Origin of the sequence: Solibacillus sp. FSL W7-1324, assembly GCF_038008025.1 — a bacterium.
GTDB lineage: Bacteria > Bacillota > Bacilli > Bacillales_A > Planococcaceae > Solibacillus.
This window is the reverse complement of record NZ_JBBOYH010000001.1, coordinates 220,001-237,267: the sequence shown is the minus strand read 5'-3', so window position 1 is coordinate 237,267 and position 17,267 is coordinate 220,001. Positions and strand designations below refer to the sequence as shown.

General features: G+C 41.3%; 6 protein-coding genes, 14 tRNA genes and 2 rRNA genes. 2 read left to right on the top strand and 20 right to left on the bottom strand.

Going from position 1 to position 17,267, the window contains the following annotated elements; genetic code table 11:
- Positions 1-25: 25 nt before the first annotated feature.
- Positions 26-1,498 carry a response regulator transcription factor gene (locus MKY71_RS01185; protein ID WP_340731296.1) on the top strand — a complete coding sequence of 491 codons (1,473 nt, stop codon included), beginning with the start codon at positions 26-28 and terminating at the stop codon, positions 1,496-1,498.
- 81 nt (positions 1,499-1,579) lie between these two features.
- Here MKY71_RS01185 and MKY71_RS01180 read toward each other — a convergent pair whose 3' ends face one another.
- Entirely contained in the window at positions 1,580-3,427 is a 1,848-nt protein-coding gene (locus tag MKY71_RS01180; protein ID WP_340731295.1) for an SLC13 family permease, read from the bottom strand.
- Positions 3,428-3,734: 307 nt separating this feature from the next.
- Here MKY71_RS01180 and MKY71_RS01175 point away from each other — a divergent pair, with 307 nt between their 5' ends.
- A complete protein-coding gene (locus tag MKY71_RS01175) occupies positions 3,735-5,225 on the top strand; it encodes a catalase (protein WP_340731294.1) in 1,491 nt (496 codons plus the stop codon).
- Between the two features lie 188 nt (positions 5,226-5,413).
- Here MKY71_RS01175 and MKY71_RS01170 read toward each other — a convergent pair whose 3' ends face one another.
- From MKY71_RS01170 to MKY71_RS01080, 19 genes are all read right to left on the bottom strand, one after another.
- A complete protein-coding gene (locus MKY71_RS01170; protein WP_340731292.1) occupies positions 5,414-6,343 on the bottom strand; it encodes an AEC family transporter in 930 nt (309 codons plus the stop codon).
- Positions 6,344-6,499: 156 nt separating this feature from the next.
- Entirely contained in the window at positions 6,500-11,194 is a 4,695-nt protein-coding gene (locus MKY71_RS01165) for an S-layer homology domain-containing protein (protein ID WP_340731291.1), read from the bottom strand.
- 227 nt (positions 11,195-11,421) lie between these two features.
- Positions 11,422-12,420, bottom strand: coding sequence for an MBL fold metallo-hydrolase (locus MKY71_RS01160; RefSeq protein ID WP_340731289.1), 999 nt, complete (start codon positions 12,418-12,420; stop codon positions 11,422-11,424).
- A gap of 192 nt (positions 12,421-12,612) precedes the next feature.
- Positions 12,613-12,684: transfer RNA gene (locus MKY71_RS01155), tRNA-Glu, on the bottom strand.
- A gap of 2 nt (positions 12,685-12,686) precedes the next feature.
- Positions 12,687-12,762: transfer RNA gene (locus MKY71_RS01150), tRNA-Asn, on the bottom strand.
- Between the two features lie 9 nt (positions 12,763-12,771).
- Positions 12,772-12,848: transfer RNA gene (locus MKY71_RS01145), tRNA-Ile, on the bottom strand.
- A gap of 6 nt (positions 12,849-12,854) precedes the next feature.
- Positions 12,855-12,930 (bottom strand) — tRNA-Phe (locus MKY71_RS01140).
- Positions 12,931-12,940: 10 nt separating this feature from the next.
- Positions 12,941-13,016: transfer RNA gene (locus MKY71_RS01135), tRNA-Asp, on the bottom strand.
- Between the two features lie 26 nt (positions 13,017-13,042).
- Positions 13,043-13,135: transfer RNA gene (locus MKY71_RS01130), tRNA-Ser, on the bottom strand.
- Positions 13,136-13,154: 19 nt separating this feature from the next.
- A tRNA-Ala gene (locus tag MKY71_RS01125) sits at positions 13,155-13,230 on the bottom strand.
- Positions 13,231-13,237: 7 nt separating this feature from the next.
- Positions 13,238-13,314: transfer RNA gene (locus MKY71_RS01120), tRNA-Pro, on the bottom strand.
- A 21-nt stretch (positions 13,315-13,335) separates the two neighbouring features.
- Positions 13,336-13,412, bottom strand: a tRNA-Arg gene (locus MKY71_RS01115).
- Between the two features lie 27 nt (positions 13,413-13,439).
- Positions 13,440-13,528 (bottom strand) — tRNA-Leu (locus MKY71_RS01110).
- Between the two features lie 4 nt (positions 13,529-13,532).
- Positions 13,533-13,607: transfer RNA gene (locus MKY71_RS01105), tRNA-Gly, on the bottom strand.
- Between the two features lie 50 nt (positions 13,608-13,657).
- Positions 13,658-13,733 (bottom strand) — tRNA-Lys (locus tag MKY71_RS01100).
- A gap of 6 nt (positions 13,734-13,739) precedes the next feature.
- Positions 13,740-13,815: transfer RNA gene (locus MKY71_RS01095), tRNA-Thr, on the bottom strand.
- A gap of 10 nt (positions 13,816-13,825) precedes the next feature.
- Positions 13,826-13,901: transfer RNA gene (locus MKY71_RS01090), tRNA-Val, on the bottom strand.
- Between the two features lie 9 nt (positions 13,902-13,910).
- Positions 13,911-14,026, bottom strand: a 5S ribosomal RNA gene (gene rrf, locus MKY71_RS01085).
- 183 nt (positions 14,027-14,209) lie between these two features.
- A 23S ribosomal RNA gene (locus MKY71_RS01080) occupies positions 14,210-17,138 on the bottom strand.
- Between the last annotated feature and the right edge of the window lie 129 nt (positions 17,139-17,267).

The window sequence follows — 17,267 nt, the reverse complement described above, 5'->3', positions numbered from 1 at the left end:
AGTAATTGTTAAAGGTGGTGTTCGATTGAAAATTTTAATTGTTGAGCGGGATTTTGAAGAAATTGCAGGAATTGAGTGGTATTTAAAAAATTATTTTATGCGGGAAATTAAAGTAATTGGCGTAATAGATGGCAGTAGAATAATTGAAGCTTTTGAAGAAACTCAGCCCGAATTACTTCTCATTGAAATGGAACTTGTTTCTCCTTCTATAGAGCAGTTTTTACAAAAACAGGCGATTCCTGTTATCGGTATTACAGCGGAGCCTATTTTTCAACAAGCTATGAAAGCAATACGCTTAAAAGCAATCGATCTTTTTGTGAAGCCCATACCTTTGGAGCAATTAAAGTCTGCTTTGCTGAAAATCCCTTCTACTAAATCTGCAGCAACGTCAAGCAGTACTATTTCAGTCGAGACCCAATTATATTCGGATTTGTATTTAAATAAGCCAGGAAATTTCTCTTTAGAAGGAAAGTCCTTCTTTTTAATTGAGTGTGCAGATTACGAGCATAATTTTATGCTGTATGAGTGGCTCATTGAACTGCCTATTTTTCAAAACCTTATTGCCCTTCCGCTGCAAAACCGGGTGATTTGTATTGTTGATATCGATGATTCTACCAATCTATTCAGACAGCTTCGAATCATGAGCCAGGAATGGGAGAAATTCAGTGGGGAATCGCTGAACATTGCTGTCTATGATGGGAAGGAGACAACATTGCTGACAATGTACCAAGCATGTAAAAAAACATTGGCACAGCGCTTTTATAAAGGGTATTCCCATATTTTTAAAAGTTCGCAAACACTTCATGTGACGAGGCTTGATCCGCTTTTGACTCCTGAAGAACAGCAGCTATGGATTACGAGCCTTGAAAACGGTGATTTAAAAGCAATTAAGACGTTTTTATATACGCTGACAAAAGGTTCTACTTATTACCACCAGGATGATGTACGTATTCATTTGACGAGTATTTTGGCTCAAATCCGCCGATTTATGATGAAGTATCATCTGCAGCAGCAAGCAAAAATGGAACAGCAGTACCGCGCACTGTTCCATTTTATTTTAGAGCATCCAATTTTATATTCGATTGTACAAGAATTCATATTATTTACACAGCGGTTAATCGATGCGAGGAAAAATCTGCAGCAGCAGCAGATTGCTGACTATACGGAGCTGGCTGTTGAAATAATCGAGCTCGATTATACTAATGCTGAGCTGACATTACAGCATGCTGCAAACGAATTAAATATAAGCACCAATTATTTGAGCAATGTGTTTTCAAAAAAACGCGGCATACCATTCAAGAAGTATTTGCAGCAGTATCGCGTACAGCAAGCCGAAAAGTTATTAATAGAAACGAGTTTAGGAATCGGATCAATCGCGGAAATGGTCGGTTTCACAGACGGCAATTACTTCACTAAAGTATTTCGGGAATACTATCAGTTAACCCCTTACCGCTATAGATTGCAGGTTAGGAAAACAGCCGGTTCAGCAAAAAATTGATTTCAATTCCGGGGACGCTTTCCGCGGAATAGAACTCAACAAGTTATTGATCACAAAACCGAAATTGTTCCAATAATCACTTTAAAACGGAAACAGCAACGGTACCGCAATCATCATGACGATAAACATAATCACCTGCAACGGCACACCGACTTTCACGAAATCCATAAACTTATAGCCGCCAGCTGTTAACACAAGGGAGTTTGTCGGAGATGCAATCGGTGTCGCAAACGCCATACTCGCAGCAGTTGCTACCCCAATCATAAAGGTATACGGATTCGCATCCATAGCAAGTGCTGCAGTGATGGCAATCGGCGAAAACAGTACTGCTGTTGCCGTGTTACTAACAAATTGCCCGAATATAACAGTCAGTAAATAAATCCCCATCAACACACCATAAGGACCGAAATCACCGAGCACACTGATAATGCCTTCTGCGAGAATTGTCATTCCCCCTGTTTTCTCAAGTGCTGTCGCCATCGGAAGCATTGCTGCTACGAGCACAATGCTTTCGAAGTTCATTTTACTGTAGGCATCATCCATATTACGCAGACAGCCTGTAATAATCATAAGAACGGCCCCAATTAATACAGCAATGACGGCATCAAATACTTCAAAAACCATAAGGCCGATTATCAGCAGCATAATAATTCCGGCAATCGGTGCCTTTCCGTTTGCTGCAATTGCACCTGCCAGCTCACGCGGTTGTCCCACTACGACAACATCTTGCGTTTCGCGGGACAACAGCTCGATTTCGTCCCATGTTCCCTGTACTAAAATCGCATCACCGAACCGCAGTTTCTGATCTGCCATGTTTTTCAGTAAGTAGTCGCCTTTACGGTTGATCCCTAATATATTTAAATTGTATTTCTCACGGAACCCGATTTTACTGACCGTTTCCCTAATAAGACGTGACTGCGGTGTTAATAATACTTCGGCCACACCGATTTTTTTCGTTACGAGCTCTTTTGCATGATCTTCGAACGGCTGAACCGTTAACGCAAAATCATGAGCAAAACGCGCTACATCATCTGCCAGACCTTGAACATACAGCTCATCACCGACATGAATTACACTTGTCGGTCCTGCCAGTTCCTGATACGTCATCGGTCGTAAATTTAGCCCGTCCTGCGCGGCACCGCGTTTTATTTTCATAATATAAATATGGTAGGTTGCCGGAAGCTTCAAATCAGCAAGCTTTTGTTCTAGGATTGTCGAATGCTCGGTAACGACAACGCGGAACAGTTTATCATGCAAATCATATTCTTTGGCAATTTTCTTTGGAGAAAGCTTATACCCTGCACTTGACTGCGAACGATTTTCCTCATTCGGCAACAGTACATTACGTACTAATACTAAATAAATAATAACAGTAATCGTCGCGATAATTCCGATTGGCGTGATCGTGAAAAACCCCAGCTTTTCAAACCCATGATCAACGAGCGTTTGGGAAGCAATTAAATTTGTCGGCGATGCAATTAACGTCATCAACCCCGACATACTCGCAATATAAGAGAGCGGCATTAAAAACTTGGACGGACTTACTTTAATGCTGATTGCTATCGACACCACAATCGGCAGCATTAGCGCGACCGTACCTGTATTGCTCATAAACGCCCCGACAATTGCAACAATTACAAGAAGCAATATAAAGAGACGGAGCTCATTATCCCCTGACCATTTCAATAGAAGGTTTCCTGCCATACCAGCAAGTCCCGTTCTTAAAATACCTGCTCCAACAACAAATAGTCCCGCTATCATAATGACTACAGAATTCGAAAACCCTGCCAGCGCTTCAGCAGGTGTCAAAATATTTAATATTACAAATGATAATAATGCCATTACTGCGACAAGGTCTGCCCGCAATCTGTTCGTCGTAAATAAAATAATTGTAACTGCCAAAATGATAAAAGTTAATGTAAGTTGCATAACCATGTCCTTTCGTATGGTAGTCGCTTCTATTATATAGGAAATAATAGAAGAACTCCCCACATTTGTCGACTAATAAAGGAAACACTTTTCCAACTAAAAATGCGGAGCAATATTTACCTTTTCCTGCTAATTAAAGGTATAATTTACTAATAAACTATATTATCTGAACTATCCATTTTTAATAACTAATTCTTTAATATAAATATTACTTAAAAAGAATTATTATAATCTAGTAGAAATTATGATTTAGATTTGTTATATTATTTATGAAGGGTTTTTCAAAAAATATTAGGAGGAACTACATATGACAAACGAACGTTTAACAACGATTACTGGTGCTCCAGTAGTATCAAACGATGATTCGATGACAGCTGGTCGTCGCGGTCCACTTTTATTACAAGATGTATTTCTAATTGAGAAATTAGCAAACTTTAACCGTGAAGTAATTCCTGAGCGTCGTATGCACGCAAAAGGTTCAGGTGCATTCGGTACATTTACTGTAACGCATGACATTACAAAATATTCAAAAGCAAAAATTTTCTCTGAAGTTGGTAAGAAAACAGAAATGTTCGCACGTTTCTCAACTGTAGCAGGTGAGCGCGGTGCGGCTGATGCAGAGCGTGATATTCGCGGTTTTGCATTAAAATTCTATACTGAAGAAGGTAACTGGGATATGGTTGGTAACAACACACCTGTATTCTTCTTCCGTGATCCATTACACTTCCCGGATTTAAACCACGTTGTTAAGCGTGATCCAAAAACAAACATGCACAACGGTAACTCAAACTGGGATTTCTGGACTTCATTACCTGAAGCATTACACCAAGTAACGATCGTAATGTCTGACCGTGGTATTCCAAACGGATACCGCAAAATGCACGGATTCGGTTCTCATACTTACTCAATGATCAACGAAGCTGGCGAACGTGTATACGTGAAATTCCACTTCCGTTCTCAACAAGGCATTGAAAACTTAACAAGTGCAGAAGCGGCTGAAATTATCGGTAAAGACCGTGAATCTTCACAACGTGACCTATTCGAGTCAATCGAAAAAGGCGATTTCCCGAAATGGAAAATGTACATCCAAGTCATGACTGAAGAGCAGGCTCGCAACTCTAAGGACAACCCATTCGACTTAACAAAAGTTTGGTACAAATCTGAGTACCCGTTAATTGAAGTTGGGGAATTCGAATTAAACCGCAACCCGGAAAACTACTTCGCTGATGTTGAGCAAGCTGCATTCGCTCCATCAAACGTTGTACCTGGTATTTCTTTCTCACCAGACCGTATGTTACAAGCGCGTTTATTTGCTTACCAAGATGCAACTCGTTACCGTTTAGGCGTTAACCACCACCAAATTCCTGTAAACACACCAAAATGCCCATTCATGGTATATCACCGTGATGGTCAAGGCCGTGCTGACGGAAACCGTGGTGCAGCTATTACTTACTATCCAAATAGCTATGGCGCATTACAAGGCCAAACACAATATAAAGATCCTGCATTAGCTCTTGATGGTCCAGCTGACATCTACGATTTCCGTGAAGATGACAACAACTACTTCGAGCAACCAGGTAAATTATTCCGTCTTCAAACTCCGGAACAGCAACAACGTTTATTCGAAACAACTGCTGCTGAAATGAACGGTGTTGAAGAATTCATCAAACGCCGTCACATTTTACACTGCTACTTAGCTGATCCAGCATATGGTGAAGGTGTAGCGAAGGCAATGGGTCTTTCATTAGATGGTATGGACCTTTCAAACCCATACTCTAATCCGGTAAGTATGTACTAAGATGTACTCTATGAATTTAGCTTCTTGCTCAAATTGTTAAATTCACTAGCTTTTCGTAAGTTTACGAAAGCGTTATTGATATCCAACTATAATCGCTTACAATCGCAAGTATCTGAGGGGATACTTGCGGTTTTTTATGTGAAAAGAGCTGCAGCAAAAGTTGAATTCACCTTTACTGCAGCCCTTGTCTATGCAAATAAAATTGTTGATAAATAAATTACAACCGTTACTGTTAAACAGCTGATAATCGTTGAAAACAGTACTGTCTGAGCTGCTGTAGCTGATTCAATATCATACTCAAGCGCCAAGCTGGAACTGTTTCTGGATGTCGGGAATGCACTTGCGATAAATAGAGACTGTGCCACTACCCCATCCAGGCCAAGTGCGAAAATAATGAGAAGTGCTGTTGCCGGACCGACTATCAACCGTGTAAAGCAGCTAACAAAAATGGTTTTATTGAACATCGACCGCATTTCAATTGTAGAAAGCTGTGCCCCTAATGTAATAAGGGCAACCGCCACAAATCCGTCTGCAATATGTTCAAGTGGAATACTAAATGTTTCCGGGATCGGGACATGAAAGTAATTCAATGCCGCGCCTATAATTAGCGCATGAACGATCGGCATTTTCAGAAAGTCCCGGACAATTGCTATTCCGGATTTTGTTGATGAGATTAAATTATACAAGCCATATGTATAGGTCGTCATATTTTGAAAAATAACAAGAATGACTTGAATCGCTACTCCAATCGGCTGCGTTGCGAATATCATTTGTGCCACCGGAATTCCATAGTTGCCCGAGTTGATAAGGACAACACTGTTTTTGAAAACAGCCGATTCCTTTTTATCAAGTTTTAACATTTTTGCGAGCAGCTGACTTAACAGCATTTGCCCACCGATAAACAGAATAATAAAAATCGTAATTTGTCCGAGTACACTCATTTCAATGGAAGTTTCATAAATATTGATAAACACTGCTGCCGGCATGAAACAGTATGTAATGAGTTGGGATAAGGCTTTAAGGTTAAACTGGAACTTGCGCTGTAAAATGGCACCTATAATAAGCAAAATTAAAATCGGTGCAACAATTTTGAAGAAAATCATCGATAAATAGACCATGCGAAAACTCCTTTTGTGCATGTGTGCTGTAGTTGTTAATTATAGCGTATTTGTAAAGGAGTTGTCAGAGCATCCGACTCCTTTTTCTATCCCAACATAGCTGTTTTCCACTAAAAAACCTATGACTCCTGAGTGGGAATCATAGGTTTACGAATTTTATAAGTAGTCGATTGCTATTAATGCATTGTATATAAGCTCGGCAAACTCACCGCGCGATAATGCTTTCTCAGGATTAAATAGGCCTTCCCCATCAACAACTCCAAATAGCTCTAAAATCGCTATGCTTTGACGTGCTTCAAATGTCAGGTTTGCGATATCTGTATAGCTGAAGTTTAGTTCATTATACGCTTTCGCCAAATCCTGATTTAAGTAACGGTACATGTTGGCTATAATGATGGCTGCTTCCTGCTTTGTCACAGAGGCATTAGGTGCAAACCGGCTCGATGTAGCCCCGCTCATAATTCCCGCTTCCAATAAACCTTGAACGAGTTTCAACTGCTGTGTATTGGCTATATCCAAATATTTTGATTTAGTGTTACTCGATACATCAAGTGCAGATGCAATCATCACTGCAACATCAAGTCTGCTTACTTGTTTAGAGCTTTGCACCAGGCGGTTTTTTGTATTAAATAGTATACCGCGCTTTGTCAGCTCCCGAATCGCACGTCCTTGGTCATTATTTGGAATATCCGTATAGATGACACTGCTGTTCGCTGCTTTAAATGTACCACCCGTCGCTGTACGGATAATGAATGTTGAGCCATCCACTTTAAATGATGACGGTGACGTACCTGTTGAGGTAACACGCTGAACAACTTGCGAAGTATTCGCCTTTAATTTTGATACCGGAACATGAACTTCTACTGTACTTGCAAATGTTTTTGCACGATTTCCTTCTGTAAACTGAATGTTCAACTGGTTATTCGTCACACTTACAGACACTCCAACCGCTGCTGTAGAGCTTTGAATTTCTGATGTAGGAATAACAATTTCAATATCTCCTGCTTTTAAACGGATATTCCGGTCTGCGTTGTTTTTCACTTGAGAAGAAGTAATCTGTGTTGAATAGCGTCCATTCTGGTAAGTCATCGTCTCATATTGTGACCAGCTTGCTGTTTTTGGAATCGTTGTCGCCACAGTACTCGCCGAATCGTCCGGAATGTAAAGCGGGTCGTATGATGGCTTTTCAATGACTACTCCACCAGGCTTTATATCATGGATATAATCCGGATAGTACGTATACACAAGCTCAATATAATACGGGTCTCTCCACATTGTTTCAAGACGGACAAGCTTTTCCAACGTTGTAACATGTCTTTTTGCTTCCGCCGATAAGTTGTTGTATAGTGAACGGGCTTTTGCAATTTCCTGTGTTGTCGAACTACGGCTAACATCATTCATGTAAATATCAAATGCATTGGCATCAAGCTTTGCCTGCTTCACAACTGTATTTTGATAAATAATATAGTTCTCGCCATCAATTAAAATGTTGAGGTTTGTTACAAACGATTTCGCAAGATCACTTAATGCGTTGTACGCCATTCGAATACTCTTGATTTGAGCATCAGTGTATTTCGTTTTATCAATGCGATTTATACGATCCATCACAACTTTCGCTTCTTTTTCAGCCTGTGCAATTTGCGACTCCAATACTAATTCAAAATACTCTAGATTTTCCAATACTTTCTTAGGAACTAGCTTTTTTGCTTCTTCTGTCAAATCAGTATAAGCATCACGAGCAGCTTTAATTTCATTTGGTGTTGATTCATTATTAAGAATCTGAATTAGTTCAACTACCTTTTCAGCTGCAATTCTGTTTGAAAGTTCTATTTCCAATGCTTCTAAAGCTTCTATAAGTAAATCAAGTTTCCCATAATTCTTTATTTTCACTTGCTGTTCTTGTGTAAGCTCATTATAAGCAGCACGAACATTTTCAATATCTTCTTTTGTCGATTGACTATCTAATGCTTCAATTGCATTATTTACATCATCGATTGCTTTTTGAAAAGCTGTTGCATCCTTTGATACTTTATCCCATAACCCCAGTAATTTCTCTTTGTTTGTTACAATATTTTTTACCTCATCTGATAATGCCTGATAACTTTGATAAACGGCCTGTACTTCTGAATAAGTTGATTCCTCAGATAATAGCTCAATATTTACAATAATATTTTGTGCTTCTGCTGCAAGTAGCGCTTCTTTAATCCGTTTTTCTTGAGCGTTTAACTCTTTCAATTCCTCGATAAAGAACTTTTCAAAACGGCTATCCGTAGCAATTAAATTCGTATATCGCTGTCTTACTTCCATAATAGTTGTTGCCGAAGATTCGTCATCAAGGGCACCCATTTCAATTATTAATGGCTTTGCTGAATTAATAGCTAACTCTTTCAACTGACGGTATTCAACTAACTTTGTTCTTACATCTGTTGATAATAATGCAATCGCTTGTTCTTCTGTAATACCTAAATTGGCAGCAACTACACTTACCGTATCTGCTGATGTGACCTGGCTTACTAAATTGTCTAAAGAAGTCATTTCTGCAAAATCCAGCGCTGTAATTGCACTTATCAAAGCTTTTAATGATACATCTTCAGAAATTACATTTATGCGATCTATTAAAGCTTTTAGTTTTTCAGTATTTTCTTCTGAAATAGCATTTTTCTGTGCTAGCTTCATGTCATTATATAGTGATTGCGCCTGTTGTACTTTACTAACAAAATCATCCGTAATAGTATCGGATATTGAAAGACTGTCCATCAACTCATTGAATTTTTTTATTTGACCCTTCATCGATGTCATTAAGGCAAGCTTTTCATTAACTATATTGCCATCAGCACTTTTAATAATATGTTTTTGACTTGAGAGAAGATCATCGTACTGTTTTTCTATGACTTCCATAGTTGTTATAAAATCCAATGCCTCTTCATCTATAATCTTTACTGTATTAACAAAATCCTCTGTATCTTGACGAAGATTTACTGTACGTTCATGATAAGTTTCAATATCACCCAGTCCTGGAACGCCGTTTCGAATCGATGGTAAATAACTATCAAATTTTTTCAGGAAATCTTCAACAAATACGATGAAATCCGGGATTTGTGCAAACGGGTCTTCATTTATCACGCTCGCTACTTTTGAATCTAAGTTCTTTTTTAATTGACGTGCAGCATCAACCTTTTTCACCGCTTCTTGTAAAATAGAATAATTATAAACCGCCATTTTATTACTAAGTCCGTTATAGGCACTTAATGCATCATCGACATTTTTAACATAACTTTCATCCATTTCATCTAACTTGTTGATAATATCCACAACGGCAGATGTTTTTACATCGCTGGTCAAAGTTCCTTCGATTTCTACAAGTTTTTGATAATTAGATACTAGTAATCGCTGCCCTTCTGTCAGTGCCAAATATAATTGACGTGTGGCCATTACCGCTTCTTTAAACTTTTGTGTAGTTTGATCTTCTGTATCTACTAATTTCTGAATTTCTGAATTCACCTTATTTGCCAACTCATTATTCAAATCTTCTATCCGTGACAATGGCAAAAATCCAGATTCTCCATCAATTGTTTTATAATTTAAAATATTTGTACCTAATTCAATCGACTGCAACTGCTCTTTTAAAATCAATTCAAGTTTGCTTGAATTAAGTTCATATCGATATAAATACTTTCCTTGACTATCATTTATAAAATATAAGTACTTCCTTACAACTTCAATATTTGCTGCATCGCCAGACGTTTGCTCATAATAAACAATACGACCTGTACCTGTCGTTGCATTACTACGGTCAATTGCTAATGGAGTTGATGTAAGTGAAGTTAAATCTAACTGATATATTTCTCCTGATGTTTGTGCATTAGGATAATATATATGAGTTGTTGATTGTGCTTGATTGTCGATTGTTTTGAAATAATTGTATGTTGTATCTGTAATTTCAGCGTTTTTTTCACTTAAAATACGACGCTCATTTGGTGTGTATGTCAAGAAATGGCGATATTGAATACGCTTGTCGCTTTTTTCTGCTGAATCATCACTTGCTGCATCAAGGTGATACCACTCCGTACCGATTTTTACAATATTCCATGAACGATATTCCCCATTTACAATTCCATATACATATTGGACTTCCATTGATGGAACTTGTTTTAGTAGAGTATACATCCATAAAGCATAGGCATGGGATGATAATCCGCTTATTGAAGCTACACTATGATTGGTAGCTACATAATGCGTATTTTGAATTACATAGTCATGAATAACTTTAATTTTTGCAACTTGACCTGTTGCCTCATCTACCTTTGACTTAATATCACTATACTTAGCCTTTGCAGCTATAAAGTTAGTAGGTTGACCATTTGTGATGGTATCGTAATAGTTAAACGAGAAATCTAATTTTACCGATGTTAATACATCATCATTTTTTGTTTCAGTCGCTTTTACACGCATATTATTAAAAATCCCATAAATTTCTGTTACATCAAATGTTACAGTGTCATTAGAAGAAGTTGTTACAACTTTTGATGTGTTTAATTCAGATAATACTTCTCCCATTAATTTCTCAATTGCAATTTTATATGAAGCAATTTCTGTACCTGTATATGTAATCGTAAATCCTTTATTAAAATTCGCCAACTCAAACAAAATCTGATTTTTCAAATCTTCTTCGTTATCTATTGAAAGTGTTTTTGTGCTTGTTTGTTCTATAAATGAGGAATTACCTGTAAAGCTATTCTTAAATTCAAAAGTTTGTGAAGTAGTCATTTCCTCAGCCTGCACTACCCCTGCAACAACAACACTAGCAGGAACTGCAACTAATGCTGCTAATATCTTTTTAGATTTATTCATATAAGATTTCTCCTTAATATTTCTATTTATGTACATAACTCAATACTTTTTATATCGGTTCATATTCCATATTTTAGAACAAAAATAGGTAGTTAATTTTAAAAAAGAATGTATTTATGACTGTAGGAAAGGTAAATATTAGAATATATTTTTATACTCCAGATTATTCCGAGTGAAAATATGAACTTATAGAAAAAAGGAGGCTATTATGCCCCCGGGCAGCTGCTTCATTTATCCTCAATCAAACTTGTAACCGTAAAATACCACTCCCCGTTGCGCAGTTCACGCACAATTAAACCGCGTTGTTCTCCAAGGAGCGTTAACCCGATTATTTCAGAAATGATAAATGTAAAATATTTCGAAAAGCGCTCACCATAGATTGCTTCTCCTAATTGTTTCGCCGTATGTTGGCCTTCACTAATTTTGGATATAACCTTTTGCAGTTTGTATTCTATTTTACTTAAGCTTTTCTCCATCACTTCATTTAAATTTTCATAAATTTCTTTATGGCCGGCAAACACGGTAAGCACATTATAAGCATTCACTTTTTCAATCGAGTCTATATACTGGCTAAACGGGTTCGTTATGTTTCCCGAATGATCATGATCAATTAAAGCACTAGTCATGCCGTTAGCTAACAAAAAATCTCCCGCAAATAACCAGCCTGTCTCCTCATCAAACAAACAGATTGAATCCGGTGAGTGTCCGGGAGCAGCGATTACTTGTAATCCTCCGATTTCTTGCCCGTCTCCCAGTTTCATAATCTGCGGATAGATTATCACATGTACTTTATTGTGAAGCGTATTCTCCATTTTTAACATTCGTTCACGGGCAAATTCCGGTACGCCGTATTGCTTGTACAATTCATAGTAAAAGGTAAGCTTTTGCTGTAAGTAATCATCTTCACATTTTAGACGAGGAATGGCGATATCACTGGCATAGACAGGGATCGGATAAACATTCGTAATTTGATTTACCACCCCTATATGGTCATTATGAAAATGCGTTAAAATAATACGGGTAATTTGGTTAATTTCAATATTATAGTCTTTCAATTTCTGATAAAAAAACTGCTCAAATTCCTCATTTTTTATGCCCGCATCAATTAATGTATAATCTTCACCATTTTGATAGACATAACAGTTAATACTCCCCAATCCACTATAGTCAGAAGGGAAAATAATCGGGTAGACTGCTTTATTACCTGTTTTTATTATCGCATCCACTTTTCCACCTGCTCCCACTGTTTTATGCAGAAAGGGCTTGCTCCTATGTTCATTTCAGACAGCCCTTTCTATTGTAACTTTATAATACCTGACTATGAGTTCATCAAACAGCAGATGCTTCCGTCAAGAAATAAAGAAAACATCAAAAAAACACATTGCAAAATATGCAATGTGTTTTCATTCAAGTGTATATGACCCGTACGGGATTCGAACCCGTGTTACCGCCGTGAAAGGGCGGTGTCTTAACCACTTGACCAACGGGCCAATGGCTCCGAAGGCAGGACTCGAACCTGCGACCTGCCGGTTAACAGCCGGATGCTCTACCAACTGAGCTACTTCGGAATAATACTATGGTGGGCCTAAATGGACTCGAACCATCGACCTCACGCTTATCAGGCGTGCGCTCTAACCAGCTGAGCTATAGGCCCATAGTATGGTGGGTTTGGACGGAATCGAACCGCCGACACTTAGAGCTTCAATCTAATGCTCTACCAACTGAGCTACAAACCCATAAAAAAAATGGCGGTCCCGACCGGGATCGAACCGGCGATCTCCTGCGTGACAGGCAGGCATGTTAACCGCTACACCACGGGACCAACATTTGAAGAAAAAAATATTAAAATGGAGGAGGTAGAGGGATTCGAACCCCCGCGCGGTGTTACCCGCCTGTCGGTTTTCAAGACCGATCCCTTCAGCCAGACTTGGGTATACCTCCAAAGGGAATAAAATATAAATGGTGGAGCCTAGCGGGATCGAACCGCTGACCTCCTGCGTGCAAGGCAGGCGCTCTCCCAGCTGAGCTAAGGCCCCAAAATGATGGTCGGAATGACAGGATTCGAACCTACGACCCCTTGGTCCCAAACCAAGTGCTCTACCAAGCTGAGCTACATTCCGAATATGTCAGTAAATATATTATGGCGCGCCCGGCAGGAGTCGAACCCACAACCTTCTGATCCGTAGTCAGACGCTCTATCCAATTGAGCTACGGGCGCGCATTATTAGAAATAAGAATTATAAAATGGTGCCGAGGGCCGGAATCGAACCGGCACGGTGATCACTCACCGCAGGATTTTAAGTCCTGTGCGTCTGCCAGTTCCGCCACCCCGGCATTTTGGAGCGGAAGACGAGGTTCGAACTCGCGACCCCCACCTTGGCAAGGTGGTGTTCTACCACTGAACTACTTCCGCAAAATGCTTAAGATCATTTATATCTGACAGTATGTATAATTTTATAAAACTGGTGAGCCATGAAGGACTCGAACCTTCGACCCTCTGATTAAAAGTCAGATGCTCTACCAACTGAGCTAATGGCTCTCTAAATGGTGCCGGCGAAAGGAGTCGAACCCTCGACCTACTGATTACAAGTCAGTTGCTCTACCAACTGAGCTACACCGGCATTTTAGAAATGGTGGAGGATGACGGGCTCGAACCGCCGACCCCCTGCTTGTAAGGCAGGTGCTCTCCCAGCTGAGCTAATCCTCCAATATTCTAGCGAAGCGACGTCCTACTCTCACAGGGGGAAGCCCCCAACTACCATCGGCGCTAAAGAGCTTAACTTCCGTGTTCGGTATGGGAACGGGTGTGACCTCTTTGCCATCATCACTTCACTATTACGGCTTCCAATACACGGCGCTATCCTTCGTCAACTTCCTTCGTTCTTTCAGTCACGTACTTGAGTACGCTCCTTCAATCACTCAGTCGTTTCCTCGACTAGCTTGTGTCTTGAAACCCTTAGAAAGATCATTCTTTCAAAACTGGATAAACGTTTCATTGAGTTTGTGCAATAAAATGTGGTTAAGTCCTCGACCGATTAGTATTCGTCAGCTGCATGCGTCACCGCACTTCCACCTCGAACCTATCTACCTGATCGTCTTTCAGGGGTCTTACTTACTTGCGTAATGGGAAATCTCATCTTGAGGGGGGCTTCATGCTTAGATGCTTTCAGCACTTATCCCGTCCATACATAGCTACCCAGCGATGCCTTTGGCAAGACAACTGGTACACCAGCGGTATGTCCATCCCGGTCCTCTCGTACTAAGGACAGCTCCTCTCAAATTTCCTACGCCCACGACGGATAGGGACCGAACTGTCTCACGACGTTCTGAACCCAGCTCGCGTACCGCTTTAATGGGCGAACAGCCCAACCCTTGGGACCGACTACAGCCCCAGGATGCGATGAGCCGACATCGAGGTGCCAAACCTCCCCGTCGATGTGGACTCTTGGGGGAGATAAGCCTGTTATCCCCGGGGTAGCTTTTATCCGTTGAGCGATGGCCCTTCCATGCGGAACCACCGGATCACTAAGCCCGTCTTTCGACCCTGCTCGACTTGTAGGTCTCGCAGTCAAGCTCCCTTATGCCTTTACACTCTACGAATGATTTCCAACCATTCTGAGGGAACCTTTGGGCGCCTCCGTTACTCTTTAGGAGGCGACCGCCCCAGTCAAACTGTCCGCCTGACACTGTCTCCTACCCCGCTAAGGGGCATGGGTTAGAAGTTCAATACAACCAGGGTAGTATCCCACCGACGCCTCCTTCGAAGCTGGCGCTCCGAGATCTCTGGCTCCTACCTATCCTGTACAAGTTGTACCAAAATTCAATATCAGGCTACAGTAAAGCTCCACGGGGTCTTTCCGTCCTGTCGCGGGTAACCTGCATCTTCACAGGTACTATAATTTCACCGAGTCTCTCGTTGAGACAGTGCCCAGATCGTTACGCCTTTCGTGCGGGTCGGAACTTACCCGACAAGGAATTTCGCTACCTTAGGACCGTTATAGTTACGGCCGCCGTTTACTGGGGCTTCAATTCACAGCTTCGCTTGCGCTAACCGCTCCTCTTAACCTTCCAGCACCGGGCAGGCGTCAGCCCCTATACGTCACCTTACGGTTTTGCAGAGACCTGTGTTTTTGCTAAACAGTCGCCTGGGCCTATTCACTGCGGCTTCTCTAGGCTATGCACCCAAAGAAGCACCCCTTCTCCCGAAGTTACGGGGTCATTTTGCCGAGTTCCTTAACGAGAGTTCTCTCGCACACCTTAGGATTCTCTCCTCGACTACCTGTGTCGGTTTGCGGTACGGGCACCTCTCACCTCGATAGAGGCTTTTCTTGGCAGTGTGAAATCAGGAACTTCGCTCATACGAGCTCGTCATCACAGCTCAACGTTAAAGTATGCGGATTTGCCTACATACACGCCTTACTGCTTGAACACGCGCAACCAACGGCGTGCTTACCCTATCCTACTGCGTCCCCCCATTTCTCAAACGGTGAGGAGGTGGTACAGGAATATCAACCTGTTGTCCATCGCCTACGCCTATCGGCCTCGGCTTAGGTCCCGACTAACCCTGAGCGGACGAGCCTTCCTCAGGAAACCTTAGTCATACGGTGCATGGGATTCTCACCCATGTTTCGCTACTCATACCGGCATTCTCACTTCTAACCGCTCCACCAGTCCTTCCGGTCTGACTTCAACGCTGTTAGAACGCTCTCCTACCACGCATACTCAAAGTATGCATCCACAGCTTCGGTGAATCGTTTAGCCCCGATACATTTTCGGCGCAGCGTCACTCGACCAGTGAGCTATTACGCACTCTTTAAATGATGGCTGCTTCTAAGCCAACATCCTGGTTGTCTAAGCAACGCCACATCCTTTTCCACTTAACGATTACTTGGGGACCTTAGCTGGTGGTCTGGGCTGTTTCCCTCTTGACTACGGATCTTATCACTCGCAGTCTGACTCCCGTGTATAAATATCCGGCATTCGGAGTTTGTCTGAATTCGGTAAAGCGAGATGCCCCCCTAGTCCAAACAGTGCTCTACCTCCGGTATTCTCAATCACGAGGCTAGCCCTAAAGCTATTTCGGAGAGAACCAGCTATCTCCAGGTTCGATTGGAATTTCTCCGCTACCCACACCTCATCCCCGCACTTTTCAACGTGCGTGGGTTCGGGCCTCCAGTGAGTGTTACCTCACCTTCACCCTGGACATGGGTAGATCACCTGGTTTCGGGTCTACGACCACGTACTAATTCGCCCTATTCAGACTCGCTTTCGCTGCGGCTCCGTCTTCTCAACTTAACCTCGCACGTAATCGTAACTCGCCGGTTCATTCTACAAAAGGCACGCTATCACCCATTAACGGGCTCTAACTACTTGTAGGCACACGGTTTCAGGATCTATTTCACTCCCCTTCCGGGGTGCTTTTCACCTTTCCCTCACGGTACTGGTTCACTATCGGTCACTAGGTAGTATTTAGCCTTGGGAGATGGTCCTCCCGGATTCCGACGGAATTTCACGTGTTCCGCCGTACTCAGGATCCACTCTGGAGGGAATGAACTTTTGACTACAGGGCTTTTACCTCGTTTCGCGGACCTTTCCAAGTCGCTTCGTCTAGTTCATTCTTTTGTAACTCCGTATAGAGTGTCCTACAACCCCAAAGAGCAAGCTCTTTGGTTTGGGCTCTTCCCGTTTCGCTCGCCGCTACTCAGGGAATCGAATTTTCTTTCTGTTCCTGCAGGTACTTAGATGTTTCAGTTCTCTGCGTCTGTCTTCGACACGCTATGAATTCACGTGAAGATACTATCCGATTAAAGATAGTGGGTTCCCCCATTCGGAAATCCCCGGATCAAAGCTTACTTACAGCTCCCCGAGGCATATCGGTGTTAGTGCCGTCCTTCATCGACTCCTAGTGCCAAGGCATCCACCGTGCGCCCTTATTAACTTAACCAAAAGTTAACACTTGGAACGAGTCCAAGATTTAAGTTTACACGTCAATTGCTTGACTTGTTTAAAAATCTATAAAATAGAAATTTGATTTATTGCTTTCAATGTCGTTTTATCCAGTTTTCAAAGAACG